At 64.3% G+C, this 19,641-nt stretch carries 15 protein-coding genes, 1 tRNA gene and 1 pseudogene; 11 read left to right on the top strand and 6 right to left on the bottom strand.

Features of this window, described 5'->3' with window-relative positions; genetic code table 11:
- Positions 1-97 precede the first annotated feature (97 nt).
- Entirely contained in the window at positions 98-1,174 is a 1,077-nt protein-coding gene (locus BT98_RS23480) for a Ppx/GppA phosphatase family protein (protein WP_019460618.1), read from the bottom strand.
- Positions 1,175-1,300: 126 nt separating this feature from the next.
- Between BT98_RS23480 and BT98_RS0106705 the strand changes: the two genes are divergently transcribed.
- The 7 genes from BT98_RS0106705 (at position 1,301) to argS (ending at position 11,261) form a co-directional block, all read left to right on the top strand.
- Positions 1,301-1,374: transfer RNA gene (locus BT98_RS0106705), tRNA-Gln, on the top strand.
- A gap of 104 nt (positions 1,375-1,478) precedes the next feature.
- Complete coding sequence (locus BT98_RS0106710) at positions 1,479-3,299, top strand: DUF6538 domain-containing protein (protein WP_019460617.1); 1,821 nt, start codon at positions 1,479-1,481, stop codon at positions 3,297-3,299.
- 212 nt (positions 3,300-3,511) lie between these two features.
- Positions 3,512-4,522, top strand: a complete 1,011-nt coding sequence (locus tag BT98_RS0106715; RefSeq protein WP_239370890.1) for a tyrosine-type recombinase/integrase — start codon at positions 3,512-3,514, stop codon at positions 4,520-4,522.
- Positions 4,522-6,498, top strand: a complete 1,977-nt coding sequence (locus BT98_RS0106720) for a hypothetical protein (RefSeq protein ID WP_019460615.1) — start codon at positions 4,522-4,524, stop codon at positions 6,496-6,498. The genes BT98_RS0106715 and BT98_RS0106720 overlap by 1 nt, the downstream gene beginning before the upstream one ends.
- Positions 6,498-8,444, top strand: a complete 1,947-nt coding sequence (locus BT98_RS0106725) for a site-specific integrase (protein ID WP_019460614.1) — start codon at positions 6,498-6,500, stop codon at positions 8,442-8,444. The genes BT98_RS0106720 and BT98_RS0106725 overlap by 1 nt, the downstream gene beginning before the upstream one ends.
- Positions 8,441-9,118, top strand: coding sequence for a hypothetical protein (locus tag BT98_RS0106730; protein WP_019460613.1), 678 nt, complete (start codon positions 8,441-8,443; stop codon positions 9,116-9,118). The genes BT98_RS0106725 and BT98_RS0106730 overlap by 4 nt, the downstream gene beginning before the upstream one ends.
- Before the next feature lie 388 nt (positions 9,119-9,506).
- Positions 9,507-11,261 carry an arginine--tRNA ligase gene (argS, locus tag BT98_RS0106735; protein ID WP_019460612.1) on the top strand — a complete coding sequence of 585 codons (1,755 nt, stop codon included), beginning with the start codon at positions 9,507-9,509 and terminating at the stop codon, positions 11,259-11,261.
- 95 nt (positions 11,262-11,356) lie between these two features.
- On the opposite strand, the pseudogene BT98_RS0106740 reads toward argS, so the two are convergent.
- Positions 11,357-11,791: pseudogene (locus BT98_RS0106740) on the bottom strand (helicase associated domain-containing protein); the annotation flags it as partial.
- Positions 11,792-12,277: 486 nt separating this feature from the next.
- Here BT98_RS0106740 and BT98_RS0106745 point away from each other — a divergent pair.
- From BT98_RS0106745 to BT98_RS27590, 4 genes are read left to right on the top strand one after another with little or no spacing between them, the layout of a single operon-like run.
- Entirely contained in the window at positions 12,278-13,093 is an 816-nt protein-coding gene (locus BT98_RS0106745; RefSeq protein WP_019460610.1) for a TIGR04255 family protein, read from the top strand.
- Positions 13,090-13,749 carry a hypothetical protein gene (locus BT98_RS0106750; RefSeq protein ID WP_019460609.1) on the top strand — a complete coding sequence of 220 codons (660 nt, stop codon included), beginning with the start codon at positions 13,090-13,092 and terminating at the stop codon, positions 13,747-13,749. The genes BT98_RS0106745 and BT98_RS0106750 overlap by 4 nt, the downstream gene beginning before the upstream one ends.
- A 23-nt stretch (positions 13,750-13,772) precedes the next feature.
- Positions 13,773-14,636: a hypothetical protein gene (locus tag BT98_RS0106755; RefSeq protein ID WP_027297179.1), complete on the top strand. Its 864-nt coding sequence runs from the start codon at positions 13,773-13,775 to the stop codon at positions 14,634-14,636.
- A gap of 56 nt (positions 14,637-14,692) precedes the next feature.
- Positions 14,693-14,968 carry a hypothetical protein gene (locus tag BT98_RS27590; protein WP_081798540.1) on the top strand — a complete coding sequence of 92 codons (276 nt, stop codon included), beginning with the start codon at positions 14,693-14,695 and terminating at the stop codon, positions 14,966-14,968.
- 496 nt (positions 14,969-15,464) lie between these two features.
- Here the strand turns inward: BT98_RS27590 and BT98_RS27155 are convergent, their stop codons facing one another.
- From BT98_RS27155 to BT98_RS0106780, 4 genes are all read right to left on the bottom strand, one after another.
- Positions 15,465-16,034, bottom strand: a complete 570-nt coding sequence (locus BT98_RS27155) for a nucleoside/nucleotide kinase family protein (RefSeq protein ID WP_115359244.1) — start codon at positions 16,032-16,034, stop codon at positions 15,465-15,467.
- 37 nt (positions 16,035-16,071) lie between these two features.
- Complete coding sequence (locus BT98_RS0106765) at positions 16,072-16,632, bottom strand: hypothetical protein (RefSeq protein WP_019460606.1); 561 nt, start codon at positions 16,630-16,632, stop codon at positions 16,072-16,074.
- Positions 16,629-18,617, bottom strand: coding sequence for an AAA family ATPase (locus BT98_RS23485; RefSeq protein ID WP_019460605.1), 1,989 nt, complete (start codon positions 18,615-18,617; stop codon positions 16,629-16,631). The genes BT98_RS0106765 and BT98_RS23485 overlap by 4 nt, the downstream gene beginning before the upstream one ends.
- A 799-nt stretch (positions 18,618-19,416) precedes the next feature.
- Positions 19,417-19,641 (bottom strand): ATP-binding protein (locus tag BT98_RS0106780; RefSeq protein WP_027297180.1); only part of this gene is annotated, 225 nt, incomplete at its 5' end.

Raw genomic sequence — 19,641 nt, forward strand, 5'->3', positions numbered from 1 at the left:
AGGGGCAGCGAGACCCGAAAGCGCGGAGCCGCCCCGCAGACGGCGGGCCAGGAAAACCGGCCGCCGGTTGTTTCCCGGAAGGCCCGGCACGCGGCCTTCAATGCGTTGCGGCGCTCGCCCCGCGTGCCAGGAGCCATTCCCGCCCCCGGCGCCCGGCCGCGGGGCGGCCATGGCGCATCATCCGCAGCAGCATGCCCTCCCGCAGCCCGCGATCGCAGACGGTGAGGCGCGGGGCAGGCCAGGTGCGGCGGATGGCGGCGTAGATGGCGCAGCCCGGCAGGACGAAGTCCATCCGCTCCGGCCCGATGCAGGGATGCGCCGCCATGCCCGCCCGCCCCAGCGACAGCAGCTGGTGCAGCGCCTCGTCCGCCGCATCGATGCTCAGCACCTGCCCGTCCACCAGCGGGCGCGAATAGCGCGGCAGGTCCAGGGCGATGCCGGCCAGGGTGGTCACCGTGCCGCTGGTGCCCATCAGGCTGACCCCGCCGGCGCGCATCTCCTGCCGGATGCAATGGACGGCGTTGAAGGGCTCCAGCCGGGAGGCGATCTCCTCCACCAGCGCGGCGAAGCCCTGGCGGCTGTCGCAGAGTGCGCCCGCCTGCTCGGCTACCGTCACCACCCCCACGGGGACGGAGACATAGCCGAGGAGCGAGGGCTGCGCCCCCGGTTCGCGCGGCGTGCGGATCCAGGCGACCTCGGTCGAGCCGCCGCCGATGTCGAAGAGCAGGATCCGCCGGTCCGCCTCCGCCATCAGCGGCGCGCAGGATTCCATGGCGAGGACCGCTTCCTCGCGCGGCGAGATCACCTCGATCGGCAGGCCCAGGGCGGATTCCGCGCGGCGCAGGAAATCCGCGCCATTGGCGGCGCGGCGACAGGCCTCGGTGGCGACGGCACGCGCCGCATAGATCGGGCGGCGGGCCAGCTTGTCCCGGCAGGCGGAGAGCGCCCCCAAGGCACGGTCCACGGCGCTGCTGGTCAGGCTGCCGGTCCGGCCCAGGCCCTCCCCCAGGCGCACGATTCTGCTGAAGCTGTCGAGGACGCGAAAACCCTCCGGACCGCCGGGCGCGGCCAACAGGAGGCGGCAGTTGTTTGTCCCGAGGTCGATCGCCGCATGGACCGGCGCGGCGAAGGCCGAGCCGGGGCGACAGGTCGGGAGGTGGCTCATCGTCGCCATGGGATTGTCATGATCCGGGAGCCCATGCGCCTGGGCAAGAGCTTTCATGCGCTGGGGTGGTTGCAGGCCATGAGGACCGATGCTATCTCGCGCCTCGTCAGTGACCGGGGCATTCGACCCGGCCTCTGGGGAATAGTTTAACGGTAGAACTCCCGACTCTGACTCGGGCAGTCTTGGTTCGAATCCAGGTTCCCCAGCCACTCCCAAATCCTTCAAAGTCTTCGAGTGCCACCGCCCGGTATGCGGACCACAAGGTCCACATGGCCGGTCCACCCTTTTGCTGGGCAGGACGCGGATGGCACCCATGGCCATTAACCTCCAGTTACGCGGCGCCGTGTATCGATTCAGGCGACGCGTACCCGACTCCCTCGTGGAGCGGATTGGCCGCAAGGAGATCATCCGCTCGTTGGAAACCTCTTCCCGGGCCGAAGCCGGTCTCCGGGCGCGCGTCGCTTGGTTGGCGACGGAGAGGGTCTTCGGGATGGTTCGCGCGAACAAGTCCTTGGAAAGGGCGCAGATTGATGAGTTGTTGCGCAGGCTGACCGATGAGGCGGTCCAGAACTCTCCTACTCGAGCGGAGCTATCCAGGGATTTCGAGCGTCTAGAGCCCAGGTATGTGGATCTGCTCTTCGGCGACGAGGGGCGTAGAGCCATCCTCTCCCATCCTGGCAAAGAGCAAGACCTAATCCTTGAGCACCTCGAACGCCTATTGGATGGCGCCGAGATCGCGGTCCTCAAGGAAGCCACCGAGACGGCTCAGACAGAGGCGCGGGTCCACGAGATCCGGCGGACGATGGCTGAGCGCGAACGGCGGGATATGCATTGGATGGCCTTGGCTGCCATGCTGATGCTGAAGGAGGAGCGCTCGGCCAAGGTCCCGACGTCCGCCGCCCTCCCGGCCTCAGAGGCAACGGCAGAGCCTAAGGATGCAGGCCGGAAGGAATCTGCGCCCGCCGCTCTGATGACCACAGGGGCATCGAGCCTCGCATTCCTTGCGCACCGCGATGCCTACCTAGCCAGCCGTGTGCTTGCCACCGACGACTTCCCCGCCCTGAAGCCTAACTCCATCAAACAGGCGACCAAGACTCTTGAGCTCTGGGCCGAGTTGATGGGGGACCGGCCAATTGCTGTGATCACCAAGGTCGAGGCCCGCCGCTTCCGCATCCTGCTTCGGACCCTGCCCGCCGCCTACGGCAAGGCGGTCCGAGCCGGACCCGTTTCGCTGGAGGCTGAGATCCAGCGAGCGCGGGCTCGGCAGGCGGAGGTCGATGGCCGAAACGCGTCCCTGGCACCTGACATGGAGCGCGAGGCGGACATCGCACTGGTCGGTCTCAGGACGGTCAAGCGACACTTCAGCGCGTTGAGCGCCTACTGGCAGTGGCTGGCTAACCATAGCTACGCGCCAGAGGACGCCAACCCGTTCATCGGCTTCTCGTGGCCGGGCGTCCGCAAAGGCCGCAAGGGGCGGGACATGTGGTCGGAGCAGGATCTCCGGACCCTCCTCACCTCCCCCCGCTTTGCCTCCGGCTCCGAGCGCGGCTCCTTCTGGTGGATCACCATCATCGGGATGTACTCGGGAATGCGGGTCGAGGAGATTGCCCGGCTCCGTATTCGCCAGGACATCCGGGACCTCCACGGCAGGCTTGCCTTTGTCGTCCAGGAGCAGTTGGGTGTTTGGAGCCCGAAGACTGAGGCAGGCGCCCGAATTGTTCCGGTCCACCCTTTACTGCTGAAGCTCGGCTTCCATGACTTCGTGGAGCGACGGGCGGCTCAAGGTCATCAACGACTGTTCTACGACCTGCCGCCGCGGGGGAAGGAGCAGAGCTACGGCGCCGACTTCTCCCGGGAGTTCTCCAAGTACAAGGCGGCGCTCGGCATCGGACCCGGAACAGTCTTCCACAGCTTCCGGCACTCGGTCCGCACGATCCTGACCAATGCGCCCGCGGACCAGTTCCGCGACGCCTGGATCGACGCCTTCATGGGGCATAGCGCTGACGAGGATGCTGACGAGGGGCGGCCAAAGCGTCAGTCGGTCGGCGTGACCGTCTACCTCAAGGCGGTGGACATGGAGAACCTCTGCAAGGTCGTCGAGGCCATCCGCTACCCTGTCGAGCCGACGCCATGAGCCGAGATCGCCATCGACCTGGCACCGGTCGGGCGACTCGAATCGGCCGCCAGGAGGCGCCACCGAAGGAGCCATGTAAGGGAGAAGCGGACGCCGCGCCGTACCGCTTGGTTGCCTCGACTGCTGACCTGGTCGTCTCTGGCGAATCCTTTCCGGGCCTTCCCCTCTTCAAGCCCAGGGACGCTCTTATTGATGCTGTGCCCTCCTTGTGGGTGCTCGCGGGGGTCAGGGAGCGGAGCTACAGCCTGAACACAGTGGAGGCTTACGCCACGGGCCTGCTCCTCTTCCTGAACAGCCAGGAGGTGGCTGCTCCCAATATCGGCTGGCAGCGCGCGACCAAGGACGACGTTGTCCGCTTCAAGCGCGAGCTTGCAGCACGCGGAAACGACGCCGACACGATCGCGCTGCGTCTCGCAGCCGTCGAGAACTTCTATGCGTGGGCAGAAACCCACGGCTTCGTCCGGGTCAGGCCGTTCAAGGTCAATCCGAAGGGTGAAGGACCCGCGCCGGTCGTCAAGGCGCCTCCAAGCACCCGGGCCCGCAAGGAAGTCTTCACGGAGGAGCAGTTCGAGCGGATCAGGGCCTGCATCGTCATGGACGACCCCATTTTGAGGCGGCGCGTCGACCTGATGTTCCGCTGGGGTTGGGGCGTAGGCCTTCGGGAGGCCGAGGTCTGTGGCCTGTCGGTGCGGAACCTTCGCCGGTCAGTCGAGGCCGAGGCACCCCCGCGCGCCCGCGGCAGGAGCCTCGGGGAAGCGTTTGCCGCCACCGCCGCCGAAGGATTTGTTCTCGACCTCGTTCCCGCCGCTACCAAAGGGGCAAAAGGGGGTGCAGTGCTGGTGCCCCGCGCCCTCATGAAGCCCACAGTGGAGTGGATCGACGGATCCCGCACTGAGTTTGCCAGAGCGGACGCGGACTGGGTTTTCGTCACCGAGGGCGGGAGGCCGCTAACCCCGGAGACGCTGGGACGATACTTCCTGGCAGCCGTCAAAGCCGCGAAAGAAGTGGGTTCTTTCCACTCCCTTCGGCACTCCTACGCGACGCGGGTGCTGTCGGAGTTCAATCGCCTCGGCCACCCCGAACTCGGCGCTCTCTTTGTCCAGAAGCAGTTGCGGCATGCCTACCGGGAGACGACCGAGCAGTACACGCACATGGTGCATATGCGGGACCATGCCATCACCGCTGGGATGGCCGTCAACCGTGCATTTGGTGGGAGGAACTGATGACGACACATGATCGCCTACCTTCCCGGCGCGCGAAGCTTCATGCGGAGAAGATCGCGTCTCTGTTGTCCCTCGGTCCTATTGGCAAGGTACTGGCCTCGCATTTCGAGGAGCGGGTATCCGCTGCTCCGCAGTCCACTGGCCAGACCGTCTGGACGCATGTTTCGGTGATCCGGGACGTCCTCTCAGAACGCGGCGGAACCATTGACGGCCCGATGTTCGATGCCTTGTACACGAGGCTTGAGGCCTCAGGCATGGCGCCCTTGTCGAAGGCTACGCTCTACGGAGGTGCGATGGGCATCGCCAAGCGGTTGATGGATGACGGCGCGATCCCCGCATTCAAGGTGCCGCGTCGCTACGCACACAAGGCGGTCCTCGCTGCAACGCCACCGCCGCGTCGCATGACCGATGGCATCGACCCCGACACGTCGGTTTCAGACCATCAGTTTCTGGAGGCTGTGGTCGACTTCGCCTATGCCGAACTCGAGACGTGGAATAGGAAACGCGCCCTTGCCGCCGAGATCGCGGAGGCGGGGCGGCTGGCCTACCAAGACATGCTCCCCCGGCTGGATGAGAGCCTCGGAAACAAGATGGACTCTGGTTGGGCCGGAGCATTGATTCGCGACCGCAGGGCTGAACTGGCGCGGGACAGCTTTCCAGTGGACGCGATGGGTCTGGCCTCCTTCACCTACTGCTACCTGTTCGCTCAGGAGGCCCTGGACGGCATTCCCTTGACGGCGAATGCGATGGCCCGTGACGGAGGACTGACACCTGCCGAGCGCAGATATGCTCGCAGGATGAAGTTCGTCTCGGGCAGCTACCCCGGGCTCTTCCCTTCGGTCCTGTGCCCGAGCCAGGATGAGGCGGCGGCTCTGGCGGTGCTACTTGCGGCCGCACACGTGAACGCCTTCTCGATTGCCGAACTACGTGCCGGTTGCCTGCGCCCAACCGAGAACCCGAATGTCTACGTCCTGGCCTGGCATAAGCGCCGGGCTGGAGGAGCCATGCACGGTCTGGCGTTCCCAGAAGGAGAAGACTTGGCAGCGGACCGCCAGTACGACGAAGTGGCCGATCCCAGCATCACGTATGACTCAGCCACAGGCGAGGTATCCCGCATTCTTCCTGACTGCGGACGTGCTGTCAGGGGACGCTCTGTCCCCGCTGTCATCCGGCTCTACAAGGACGGCGCTACTGCATTGCGTCGTGCCATGGGGTACCGCGAGGACGACCCCGAGGCGCCCCTCCTCCTGACACGGCCCGACAAGATGTACCCGGGCGAAAAGGCGGGCAACGTTTACCAGCCGAGCCTCGCCACGCTCACGCGTGCTGTCGAGGAATTCCGATTGCGCTTCGCTGAGGCGCGAACCGATGACATCCCAGGCGTGGCGGAAGCGCGATTCACCTTGAAGTCTATTCGTGTGTCCGCGATCCATCAGCATCTACGCGCCAGGCGGGATCCGGCAGCCGTCCAGACGACAGCGCAGCACAAAGGCCCAAGGGCGACGGCCTACTATCTCCGCCACCGGGAAAGCATGCAGATCCACTCCGAGGAGACGCGCCGGATTGTGGATGCGATGGAGACGGCGGTCCGTGAGAACAACCTTGTTGTCGGCTTGGCTGAGGCACCGCCAAATGTCCAGGACATTGGCCACGGTGCGGCCTGCCGGGACCGGTACACTGGCCAAATGCCGGGGCAGCGTGAGGGTCGCCCATGTGACTTCTTCATCGGCTGCCTGACCTGCGAACGTGCCGTGGTCGTTGCCACGCCCTTGAATTACGCACGCATCCTCCGTTGGCGCGACCATCTTCTCTCGTCGCGGAGGCGGCACGATGAGGCTCCTGCACGGTGGGAGCGCTGGATCGCACCACAGTTGCGGGTCATCGAGGATGCATTGGCCGACTTCCCTGCGGACGTGGCACTCGCGGGCAAGGAGATGGCATCGCGCCTTCGTCTTGATTTCGGAGCCGTCTGGTGATGCTGAGATCCCCGCAAGCGACGGTCCCGCAGCACGTCGACCTATTAGCCGATACTGTGGGCGCGACGATGCGCCTGCCGCCATGGGTCAGCGGCGAGGCATACCCGGATTGGCTTGTGCCGGTGCCGAACGAGACGCTCGTCTTTGTGGTGCATGTGCAGAACAAGGCAACCACCATGCGGCCAAGGCTCGACTTCTCGACTTTTTTCGAGGTCGAGGGGGCTCGCTGCACAGTTGCCGAGATCGGGCACCTGACAACGATTGCCCTCTGGACCATCTGGCTGCTCGGCACCGAAGGGCTGGGAAGCAAGCCGTGGAAGCCATCTTCTCTGCCGAATGCCTTCTACGTGCTGCGCAGGGCAAGCCAGTGGATGGCGCGCGAAGGCTTCGGGCGATGGGATATGCTCGGCCCCGATGACATCGTCCGCCTGAAGGAGCACCTCTATGCAGGCGGTCAGCGGAGCCTGCTTGGTCGGTGGGGTCGGCGTTATGCGCTGACCATTCTCAAGGTGCTTCATACCCTGCATCGGCGCTGGAGCTTGATTCCGGACGGGATCACTTTCGACCCTGAGGTGGACGACAAGGTCGTTGTGCGCCGCGTAATCCGGCGTGCGCGCGTGGACAACCCTGACCTGGTAGACAGTGGTCCAGGAGGTACGCGCTCTATTCCTTGGGATACGGCACAGGCGCTTCTCTCGACCGCTGTGACCATGGTCGAAACCATCGACGCCGATGCCGTGAATGACCTCGTCAACGAAGCACAGCAGGCTCTTTATCAAGCCAGAAGGGAGTTACCCCAAAAGCGTGTCGCAGCGTTCGTTCAAGCGCACCTTCGATGGTTTGGAGCAAGGCACCCTGTGGCCGGAAGGCTCATGGAGGCCTATGAGCTAAAGGGGGCTGGGGCCGCGATCGATCTCCATCGCGACTTGATGACCGCCTGCTACATCCTTCTGGCTTCCTTTGGCGCCCTCCGCATCTCAGAAGCGGCAGATCTACCGGCAGTTGGCTGCATCAACGAGCGTCCCGATGGCCCCTGGACGAACACGGTCATCATCAAGACGTCGGACGAAATCCTTGGTAGTAACGTGGCCCGGGTTGTTCCCCCGGTGGTCCGAACTGCTGTTGATACCGCACTTCGTCTGACGGCACCTCATCGGTCTGAAGAACGAACTGAGTTGCTGTTTTCCTATGACCATGACCGTGCCCTGGTCTCGCTGTTCAAGGCCAGGGTTGCCAAGGAGAGGCTGATCCAGTTCGCGAAGCGCAGGATGCCGGGGCATCCTGAATGGGCATACGCGACCCACCAACTCAGGAAGCTGTTTGCCCAACTCTATGTCCGGCGCTTCGAGGGTACACTCCCCGCTCTCCAGCAGCATGTGGGGCATATCTCAAACCGCATGATCGAGGCCTACCTGGACGACCTGGAGATCATCAGGATGATCCGGGACGACCAGAAGGATTTGACCTCGGAAATCATGGCTGGGGTCATGCTTGGCCGGTCGGCGGCTAGCGGGAAGCATGCTGAGGGGTGGCGGGCTGCGGGCATAGAGTACCGGGCGAAGAACATGACCGTCGCCGAGGTTTCGAAGGTAGTCCGCAGGCGCCTTGACGGAGAGCAGATGCACCTCGAGCCGACTGGCATCGGATACTGCGTCAGTAGCCCGGTCTCGGCCGCCAGCGGGCTGTGCGGCCAGAACTCTTTGGGCCTGCCTGACCATGCCAACCGCCAGGACGGCATGTGCTTGGCATGTGTCAACAATGTTAGCACTGAGGCGAACGAGAGCCAGTTGAAGGCAGAGTACGTCCTGCACCGGCAGATGGCCGAGAGCCCGGACGCGGCACCGCCTCTCCAGGAGGCCTCGCGGAAAAGGTGCCTACTCATCCAGCATCGTCTCCGGGAGCTCCAAGAGACACGGCAGGCTGCTCAGCCGGAAGCCTGCGCATGAAGTCCATGGACGCCCTCGTCCTGTCTCTGGACGACATTCTTGACAGTGAGCCGACGGACGGTGCTGCGGCCCCTGGTACCGCGCTGCCTGATGCGGCGGATGCCATCACGGAACCGCCGAGGAATCCTGAATGGCTCCGGTTCGAGGTGGATCTCAGACGTGGTCTCATCGCGGTGAAGCGCCAAGTCATGGGGATCATTGCTGCGGGAGAGCAGCCCAAGAAGATCACTGTTGCTTGGGTGCTGCGCGAGGCTGGGCGCGGACGGTCTCAGTTCTACGCGAAACATGCGGCGTTCGAGGTTCGTATTCTCCGCGCACAGCGAGCGGCCGAGCGGGTCGTGGCACTTCGAGCCAAGAAGGCGCAGCGCCAGCCGGGGAAGACCGAGTTGGCCCAGGAGAACAGACGCCTCAAGGTGAAGATCCAGGAGCTTGAGGCTCGCGAGATCTCTAAGCTGGCGGCGATCGCCTTCGAGCGCGCCTTCCCTCGAGATCTCGTCATCCTGAATGCGGAGAACGCCGCCCTGAGGGCGCAGGTCAGTCGGCTGGAAGAGGAACTCGCGTCTCTCCGATCTTATCTGAGGACCTATGACCGCCATCAAGGCCGGTCGGTGACGCGGGTTGGTAGGCTACATGAGGTCCCACTGCTGGGCAGTGACACACCGACCGAAGGCTGACATTTCTTGGCTACGTAGGGGACTTGGCGCCATCCTCGCCGCTCAACTTGCTGATGAGCTCTCCTCCCGCAGGCGTTCAAAGGCTCAGGTGGTATTCCAGTTAGGGCAGGCCGGACATCCGGGGATCTTCCACAGGCGGCCCTGAGCAATTTCGAGCGTATCTGCTGCCATCTTGGACTCCGAGGCAGACCGGACACTTTTTGAATCCGGGTATTTGCTATTACCCCGCCTCTGAAGCTCCCAGGCATTTCTGTCCGGCCACGTATGCCGAGGACGGTGCTCCTGGCCGCCACGCAGCCGCCCATGGGCGGCTGCGTGGCGGCGCGACGAAGATGAGACGGCTCCCTTCCGCCTTCTCCCATCGTCGCACCGGCCAGGAACAAAGCACATGACTACCGTCCTCCACCAAGCGGCCGAGCACGCTCTCGGCGCCGCCTTGATCTCTCTCGGTCTCCAAGATGTTCCCGCGCGCCTACTTCCCTGTCCCAAGCCCGAGCTCGGGCATGCAGCCATCGGTAGCGCGCTCCAAGGCGCCAAGCTGCTGAAGCGGTCCCCCATGTCCATCGCCGCCGACATCGCAGTGGCCATGTCGGGTGCATCTGGCATTGCCAAGGCAGAGGTGGCGCCGCCCGGCTACGTGAACCTCACCTTCACGGACGACGCGATTGCCGCGGCTCTGGAGGCGCAGGCGGCCGACCCAAAATGCGGTATCCCCGGCGTCCCCGCCCCCGAAAAGGTGGTCATCGACTTCGGTGGGCCAAACATCAAGCCCATGCACGTGGGCCATCTCCGGTCGCTGGTCATCGGTGAGGCGTTGCGGCGGATGCTCGAGGCTATCGGCCATGACGTGGTGTCTGATATCCACCTCGGAGACTGGGGCCTGCCGAGTGGCATGATCCTCGCGGAGATCCGGCATCGGTTCCCGGAAGCTCCCTGGTTCGATCAGGCGGCCCAAGGTCCGTTCCCTGAGGAACTCCCGGTCAGCGTGGATGACCTGTCCTCCCTCTACCCACAAGCGGCGGCCGCCTGTAAGGCCGACGAGAGCCGGATGGAAGAGGCCCGGGCCACCACTGCTGCACTCCAGGCAGGCCAGCCCGGGCTGTCAGCCCTCTGGCGGTCCATCGTGGCGCTGGCCAAGGGCCGTATCCTCGAATCCTGTGACCGGCTCGGCGCCCACTTCGATCTCACCCTCGGAGAGTCCGACGCCCAGCCGGAGATCCCAGCCCTGCTTGCCTACTTGGAGGCCACCGGTGCTGCCCGGCGGGATGGAGCCGCCCTGCTCATGGACGTGGTGGCCTCTGAGGACCGGCACGAGGTGCCTCCACTCGTCGTGAAGAAGGGCGATGGAAGCGCGCTATACGCCACCACAGACCTAGCGACCATCCTGATGCGGCGGCGGGACCTCAATGCTGATCGCATCCTCTACGTTGTCGACGGACGGCAGCACCTGCACTTCCTTCAAGTCTTCCGGGCTGCGGTGAAGGCTGGCCTGTCCGGGGAAGCTGCTCTCGAGCACATCGCCTTCGGCACCGTGAACGGTCCGGATGGCAAGCCCTTCCGGACGCGGGCGGGGAATACGATGGGCCTCGTTGAACTTCTTGACCTCGCCAAGGAAAAGGCGCTGGCACGGCTAGCAGAGGGCGGGCGGTTGAAGGATTCCTCGTCGGAAGCACTGGACGATGCAGCCGACGCGATCGGCACTGCCGCGCTTCGCATCGCCGATCTCTCCTCCCATCGGACGACGGGCTATATCCTGGATCTCGACCGTGCCGTGTCCTTCGAGGGAAAGACAGGTCCCTACCTGCTCTACGCCCTCGTCCGGCTGCGGGCCATCCTGGCCAAGGCCGGGGCGGCTGGCGGGCACATTGTGCTCCAGCATCCGGCTGAGCGGCGCTTGGCGATCGCGTGTCTCGGCCTTGGGGATGCAGTGCATCGGGCCGTGAAGTCTCGGTCGCCCCACGAACTCACGGCCTGGACTTTCGACCTGGCTGCCGAGGTCAGCCGCTTCTATGCGGATTGCCCCGTGTTGGGGGAGCAGGCACCGGAGATCCAGGCCTCACGGATCACCCTCTGCTCCGCCGCCGAGACGGCACTGGGGGCATCGCTGCGGCTGCTCGGATGCCGGGTGCCCCCCGCGATGTAACGCAAAGCCTTAGCCGACTGGACGGCCTGCGGGTCATCGCCAACTCGTCGGCTGTTGCCTCGTATATCTTGTTGCCCCAAGCCACCGGCCGCGTCTCAGCGAAGCATCTGCGACGCCCCGTGCTCCATCTCCTCCGCCACCTCACTGCGGTGGAAGAGCCCCCCATCATTGACCAGGTACTCGAGCTCGCCGTCCGGAGCATGGATCCGGATGTCACCAGTCTCGTAGTCCGGCGCCAGATATCCTTGGCCCTCGATCCGGTCGGAGGCGGACGTCTTGATGACGTACCGGCCGCCCGATTCCTTGACGCCGACAAGGCCGACCTTGTGGACGAGCCAGGGGTCCTTACCCTCCTGGGCGCACCAGGAGAGATTAGGGTGTCCGGCGGAGACGGTCGACTGGAGCTTACGCAGCGCAACCCAGGACCAGCCTGGTATGGCTTCCAGCGCACGGATCCTGTGAGAGACGAGTTTGTTCTGGGCATAAGCTTTCCGACGGCCGCGCACCCAGGCTCCTAGTGAGAAGCCATCTTCCGCTTGGCCCGTTCTCTCTCGCTCAACGCAGCGGGGACACTTCCGGCCTGAGGTACCAGCGGTGGGGAATCGACGAGGCCCGTCAGCAGGCGCATGTCCTCAACCTCCACTGCGAACCCAGGAAGGCGGAAACTCTACCAGGGGGCGATACTCTCCCCGGAACTAGGTCGTCGGTGGCCGCGCCAGAAGGCTGAACCCTTGTGGCGGACCTGGGCCGCCCGGCTGGGCTGACCGATGGCTGGCGGGCCTACCCCTTCAGGGCTGATGCTTTGAGCTTTAGGGAAGCTTTAGCCAAGCCGGGCTCGCTCGCAACCGATGGTGGTCGCGGCCGTCGAGAGCTTCTAAAGGTAACCTACTGAAAACATTAGTTTTAATTTTAGAGGCACAGCGATCACGCGAAAAACTTTGTCGCCAGCATGGACAGGACCTACTGTTTAGTGGCTTGTATAGTTAGATGGATAGTCGAAGGAGGAGGGACACGTGATGGAACGGTTGAAGTTCGCGCCACTGCGCTACTCCCTCGCTATCGTCAGGTTCCCGCGCTTGCTCAACATGGAGCCGCATGTCGGCAACTTCCAAGAGCAGATCCGGCACCAGTACCCCCTGCCAGACACCTATATGAACCAGGGCCTGGTGGCTGAGGTCGGCCCAGAGGGAGTCCGGTTCAACCAGGTCCTCGACAAGCTGTGGCAGTTCGCCGACCCGGAGCGCAAGTATGCCTTGGTTCTGGGCTCTGACTTCCTGCTCATCCATGCTGGTGCGGCCTATGAGGGGCACGGACCGTTCCTGGACCGGCTCCGCGATGCGGTCTTCGCGCTGATGCAGACCCCGGGGATGGGAATCACGCACGCCACGGCCCTTGGACTGCGAGTGATCGACCTGGTTGAGCCGCGTTCTGGGAATGAGGAAACAGTCGCCCAGTACCTATGCCCCTGGGCCTTGCCCACCGCCGCGGCCGATATGGGGGATGGTGCAATCGAGATGCGCGAGGGGGCCTATATTGCCTCTTTCTCGACGCCTCATGGTGGGCTGCGCTTCCAGGCGTTGAGACGTCCGGGAGGGTCGTTCCCGGCCGACTTGGCCACTCCCTTTGTCCAGAACAACGGCTGGCTCCCGCAGGTGACTGCCGAGGATTTCGTGATTCTGGACATCGACCACTTTGCTGCCCTTGAGCCGCCGATCGCGCTGAATCCGGTCGAGCTCCGTGAAAAATTCGAGGGCTTGTACCTTTCCTCGCGAAAGGTGTTTGAATCCGCAGCCACTCCGTTCGCATTCGAGGTCTGGGGAAGAACAGGATGACGCTCGTTATCGCACAGGGATACAGCCCCGCCTTGAGGCTTCCGCCCGCCTTTTCTCCCAGCATCGCGAAGCTTCAGGCCGGAGGCAGCATGGCGAACTGGTTTGCCGGAGCCGTGGCTAATGCCGCCTTCCAATTGGCCACAGTCTTCGTCCCGTCCGTCGCTGCGCCCTTGCCTGCGCCAGTGCCGGTGCGGGCGGCAGCGCCAGTCCTCGCAACGCCCAAGCTGGCGGTCTCCACTGCCAGGGACATGGCGGGCATCCTCGTCAACAAGCTCGACTTCCCGATCACTGCCCTGTCGGACGTGCTCGATGTCGAGCGCAAGACGATCTACGACTGGCTGAAGAAGGGGTCCGAGGCCGGACACGAGAACGCGGAGCGCCTGCACCGCCTTGTGGAGGCCTTTGCCCAGGAGGAGCCTGGCTCCCTGCGCGTCTTTCACCGCTTTTGGAAGCGCACGCTGCCGGATGGCTCATCATTGCATGAGGTGCTGATGGCGCCGACCCTGGAGCCTGAGCGGATCCGGTCGGCGCTGGAGGCCCTCCGGCCCGCCGTGAACGCTGCCATCTCTTCTGATCGGGCGCGCGGTCCGGTATCCTATGAAGCGCCTCATCCAGCGGATCTGCTGTCCGAGTACCTGGAGGTTGGCTCCAGGTAACAGGCTGGCAGGGACTTCCGGGAATGGCGGACGCGGAATCAACGGCGGGCGAGCCGGACGGCGGGATTGAACAGGTCGACTGGCGGCAGTGCAGTCTCTGCACGCCGTCCGACCCCGCGATCCTGCCAGAGATCCTTGCCTACGAACCGGACAAAGATCTGCTCCTGATCGCCACGCAGACCTGCTCACTGGTTGGCAAGGGTGCGGAGCCTGCCTTCGAGGTCGTGGCTGTCCGCCTGATTGAAGAGTTCAACCCAGCGGCTCCTGAAGCCAAGGGGAAGATTACCCGCTTCCTCCAGCTTCCCTTGGAAGGCGGCGCAACAGGGCGCGGCATCCGTCTCGATGTTTCCCGCCGCGTCATCCTGCCGAGCGCGCATCTTCAGCAGATGAAGCCCGCCCAGGCCCAGGTTTCGGAAAGGGCGCTAAAGGCGTTCCAGGGCTGGATCGCTCGCTACTATGCCCGCATTGCTCTGCCCGACGAATTGGACCGCCGCCTGCGCAAGCGACAGTTCCATAAGAAAGTCGAGAAGGCCTTGGGCCAGATGCTGATGGATGGCACTGAGGCCTACAAGGTGCACACCGACGTCGACAGGATCTACATTGCCTGGAGCCCCGACAGCGAGCTTTCGGGGGATGATGTCTACACGGTCAAGGTGCTGATCGTGTGCAGGCGGCCCGGCACCAGGGACCACCTGCTGGACGAGTTATCGGGGCTGGCCAGCGGGGTGAAGAAGGCGCCGCTCGTGAACGGAGTGCGCATGGATGACCCTGACGTGATGCTCGCCAAGGAGGTCACCGTTGAGCACACATCCAAGATGACCAGGTTCACTTCCTTCGACGAATTCAGCGCGCTGGCGGAAGTCGCCAGAGCCATGGGCGACGAGTAGCCAAGCCGACAGCACCGGCTGTCCTGGAGCGCCGCCGACCGCACTGGGGAGAGGCCATGAGTCTGTACACGAAGAACGGTCGGCCCCTCCAGGTCTCTGGCAATACCGTCTACAGCCGCTCGGGTCAGGTCGTCGGCCGCATCAGTGGTGACAAGGTCTTCGGTACAAACGGAGGCTACGTTGGGACCATCACGGGTGACCGCCTTGTCTATCGCTCTACCGATAGCGCACGCATCAGTTCACCATTCGCTGCGTCTAGCCGCGCCGGGTCGGCCACGGCAAACAGCGCGGGATCGGCTGCCTGGGGAGATGAGCCGGACATCCCGGACTGATAAGGCAACCGCCCGTCTGCATGCCGTACGCTGCCGTGAGTTGACACCGTGAAGTTTGTTGACCGCATGGCCAGATTGGCTTCTACGAACTAAGTTTTTTTCAAGCTTCGTACGTCAGAGGCACCCGCGGGCAAAGGCTTGTAGCCAGCATAACCAGGGTAACCTGGATACCCAGGGTATCCCGGATATCCAGGGTAACCGGGATACCCGCGGAATGGGCGGTTGAGAGCTACCAAACGATTCCCAACGATGGTGCCCAGATAGTTCCCATCGGTATCTGCGACGTCAGTATCACCCCAGGGAAGCCAGCCTACCCAATCACCGTCATCGTTGAAGACGAACTTGTCTGTGGGGCTGCGTCGAAAAGCGATCCAATCACCAGAAGAGTTGAACAGGAACTCAGTCACGTTGCTCTCCGGATTCCTTGTGTGTGGCAGAGGGAGTAGGCGTTGAAGACAGCGACCCTACCTCAAGGAATATATCGTGAGTTCATGCTTCAATTGGAAGTAGAGCAGTGCACGAGATTTTCCGTCAGGATGTCTCGATATCCGCCGTCGCCTCCAGCCTGCCGACCCTCACCTCCGGCTCCCGCCAAGTCACATGGAAGTCCGCGCGCCTCGCTGGCTGGCGCTCCCTCAGGTAGGCGTCGACCTCCTCTGACAGGCACTGCGGCGCCCCCCCTGTCTTCGTCATCTTCCTCAGGATCGGCTTCCAACGCCTCGTTGGTGACGAAGATGAGGTAGTCCGGCTGCACCCCGAGGAGCTCCAGTGTCCGCAGCATCATCACGCCTTCGATGATGACAGGGCGGTCGCGATGATGCCGGGCTCGCATGACCTCTCTGATCTCTTCGATCCGGTGGGTCACAGGCGACGTCGAGGACAGCCAGAGATCCGTCTCCAGCACCGGCATACCAAGCTGCCACGCCAGATAGCGCGCCACCGACGTCTTGCCCGCGCCATTCCGGCCATCGATGGCGATGGTGAGCGCCCGCCAGGGCAGGCAGAAGGAGCGCAGATGGGCAAGCAGGTCGCCTACGCCGGGTATCGGCTGCCTCGTTGGGATCATCGTTGTCTCCGTAGTGCTATGAATGGCCTTGGTGCTGTCATGACCGGCGCCGCCATTCATCGCCGGGCACATGAACGACCCGCCCGGCCTCCTCGGACCAGACAAGCCAGCCATCGACCTTGGCCTGGAGGTGGCGCAGGCGCTCAAAGAACTCTGGCGTCACGATCCGCATGCCGTCGCTGAACGGGCGGGCAGCGAAATCGCCCGAAGCGACCCAGTCGTAGATCCCGCGCTCCCAGCCATAGGGCCAACTGGCGGCGTCATGTGTTTCCGCGCACCAGCGCATGGCATCATGCAGGTCGAGCCTGGGGTTCCGGGTCAGCACGGCGGGGTAATCCGCCTTCCACTGCATCCAGCGTGCGACGAGCTCGGGAGCGACCAGGGGGTGCTGCCACGTCGTCCGCGCCCAGCAGAAGGCGCTCGACGGGGCAATGTAGAAGGGCACCACCAGACGAGCATCTGCCGCCAGTAGGGCATCAATGGTGTCGGCCGCCATCTCCTCAAAGCGGCGCCGTGTCTCAGCCTCGCCGTCCGTAAGGCTGAAGATGTCGTCCAGGTACTCGCACTGGTGCGCCAGCAGGTCGGCCCTGCTCCTCATGTTTGGCGCTCCGCCCGCACAATGGCTTCGACCTCGGCACCGGTCAGCACCTCCCGCTGGATGAGCTCAGCCGCCAGCTTGTTCAGGGTGGCCCGATGTTCCCGCAGCAGGCCGCAGACCTCTGCGTAGGCGCCTGCCAGACGCTCCTCAGTCCGTTGAGCAAGCTCGGGCCTTGTCAGCAGCAGGGTTGCCAAGTGCTGGTCATCCCAGAGGCCAAGCCAGAGCAGTGGCCGCCGCGACATGCCCATGGCCGTGTCCGCATTCACAGCCAACCAGGTCGCGCGGGCCAGATCACTGTTGATAGGGCCACCAGAGCCGCCCGTGACATGCCCCAGGACCACTTCCTCGGCGGCTCGCCCGGCCAGGAAACGGCGTAGATGCATGCTGAGCCAGGCTTCCGTAAGGTCGTCGCTGACGGTGTCGACGGCCACGTGACCGGCGCTCAGCGCGTCCTCGCGGATGGAGACGTACTTCAAAGTGCCGGGCTGCTCGAGTTCCTGGATCAGGGCATGCCCGGCTTCATGGACCGCCGGGACCACACGACCGCCAACCGGGCGCTGCACTGAAGTGCCCCGAATCTCCACCATCAGGTCATCCAGCACCATCGGGCGCCTGCCGTTGCGTGCCCGCCGCCGAGCACCGCGGACCCACTTCTCGCAATCCGCTCCAGTGCTGCCCTGGGCATACAGAGCAGCCTGGGTCAGGTCAGCGCCCGCCAAGTCCGCTCCCAGGTGGATCCTGAGGATGGCGGCCAGCGCCTGCCGGTCGGGCAGCGGGATGGTGATGGTGCGGTCCAGGCGGCCTGCCCGCAGGATAGCCGGGTCGATGAGCTCCGGGTGGTTCGTGGCGCCAACGACGACGACACCCTCGCGGCCCTGAAGGCCATCAAGCTGCTCCAGCAAGGCGCCGATAACGGCAGTCCACCAGTCCCGGCCTCCGGCGCCTCCTTGCCGTGTGTGCAGGCTGTCGAGCTCATCGATGAACATGATGCAGGGTGCGGCCTTGCGGGCCTCGTTGAAGGAGGCGGCCATCGCCCGAAGCAGGTCGCCGAGATGACCGTCCTTGGTCGACTGCCAGCGTGCATAGGAGGTGGCGACCAGCGGTACGCCGCAGGTTGCGGCCAGCGCCTTGGCGAAGGTCGTTTTGCCGGTGCCAGGAGGCCCTGCCAACAGGCAGCCGCGGTCGACGTCACGCCAGAGCAGCCGCCCGGCCGCGTAGTCCTGGAGGTCACGGGCGAGGTCCAGTCCCCAGGCTACCGCTTCATCCATGCCGGGCAGGCTGTCGAGGGAACCGCCAGGAGCGACTGCCGCACTCTTGCTGCGTGCGGCGATACGGGCGGCACGCTCCAGGAAGTCATCTGCCGACTGGCCAGAGCGGCGGGCCAGCCGCAAGGCCAGCGGCGAGATCAGCGCGCAGTTCTCTCGCGATGGCAGGGATGTTGGATGGCCGTTCGTGACCCACTGGGCGACCACCTTCAGACCCTCAGCATCCAACGGTTCCAGCACCAGGCGCAGGTCAGCCGCACGAAGCAGGTCAGGCGGCAGATAGCGTTCTGGCGCCTGGGACACGCCGAGGACGTTCTGCCCCTGCCATAGGCTGGTCGCGATGAGGTCATTCTCGTAGCTGGGTGGCTGACGGCGCTGGGATCCACCGCCACCCTCGAAGACCATCCACTCACCTGGCCGGACAGCGAGGTCGCCCAATCTGCCGCCGGAGCTCTTGCTGCTGGGCACGCTGACCACGTCGATCCAGGCGCTGCTGACAGGCTCAATCCAGGCGGCCTCGGGCACCTCGATGATGACAGCACCCTGAAGGGTGGCGGCATCAACCTGATGGGCGGCCAAGGTACGGCGGAGGGCAAGGAGAGAAGCCGCTCGCGCCGGGTCTACCTGGCGGGCGGGGTCTTCCGAGTCCGGCTCGTCACCGAGCCGTTTGACGTGGATCTCGAACTCCGACTCGTCGAAGTCCTGATGGGGGTTGGGCATGCTGAACCCTGCTGGCGTGAGTGCGGGATGGCGGCACGGCGGGGCCGGTCGCTATTCGCAGGGGCGCAGTCCGGGTCAGGCACTCGGCCAACTCAGGCCTCCTCATCTCCAGGTAAGAACATTAAGAGAACGCTTGGGGCCCGACAAGGAAGATCGTGCGACGCCGCCAGGAGCCCTGGAACTTCAGGTCCGAATCGGCGCAGAGGTCCCATTGACCCCCGCGTTCACGCTGCCCTCCTTCCGGAGAACGGCGTGACGCATAGCGATTACTCGGGAATAGACCGCTTCATCGCCCTGCGCAGGCGCAGGGTTCGCAAGCTGTCTTCCATTGACCTCTGAAGGCTCGCCATCGAGTGCTCCTGGTGCAGCCTATCGCTCCTCGACGCTGTGTAGACGGCCAAGGAGCACCAGACGAGGAGGCCGATACCTATGGCAATGCAGAGGACGTCGCTGGTGACAGGGGCGTAGGTTTCCATGGCTGACTCCCATCGCTCGGGCACCCTGGACTTGGCGGCTGAGCAGCGTCGACCGAGGCATCCAAGGTGGACCTGGGTCCTGACTAGGGCAACTCCAAGAACGCTTTGTCGCTTCAAAAGATGACAAGGTGCTCGGTAGCGGCGCCTCTATGTGAGGAGGGCCTTATGGCCAATCCCTGGACCAAGAAGAACCCGTTCCTGAGCATCATGCTGAGCGGCGCCAATGCCTGGGCCGGAGCCGCCCGCGTGTCAATCGGCACTGAATTGGGACCCCAGATCGGCACGCAAAAGGGACCCTCTTGTGAGGTGTGTTGAGGGGGCGTTCAGGCGCGGTTCTTGAATCGCCAACTATCGTTGCCGGTCTCGACGATGTCGCAGTGGTGAGTGAGGCGGTCGAGTAAGGCAGTGGTCATCTTGGCGTCCCCAAAGACGCTGGGCCATTCACCAAAAGCGAGGTTGGTGGTGACGATGACCGAGGTCTGCTCGTAGAGACGGCTGACAAGGTGGAACAGCAACTGGCCGCCGGACTGGGCGAATGGCAGATAGCC

It is taken from the genome of Roseomonas mucosa ATCC BAA-692 (assembly GCF_000622225.1).
Lineage (GTDB): Bacteria > Pseudomonadota > Alphaproteobacteria > Acetobacterales > Acetobacteraceae > Roseomonas > Roseomonas mucosa.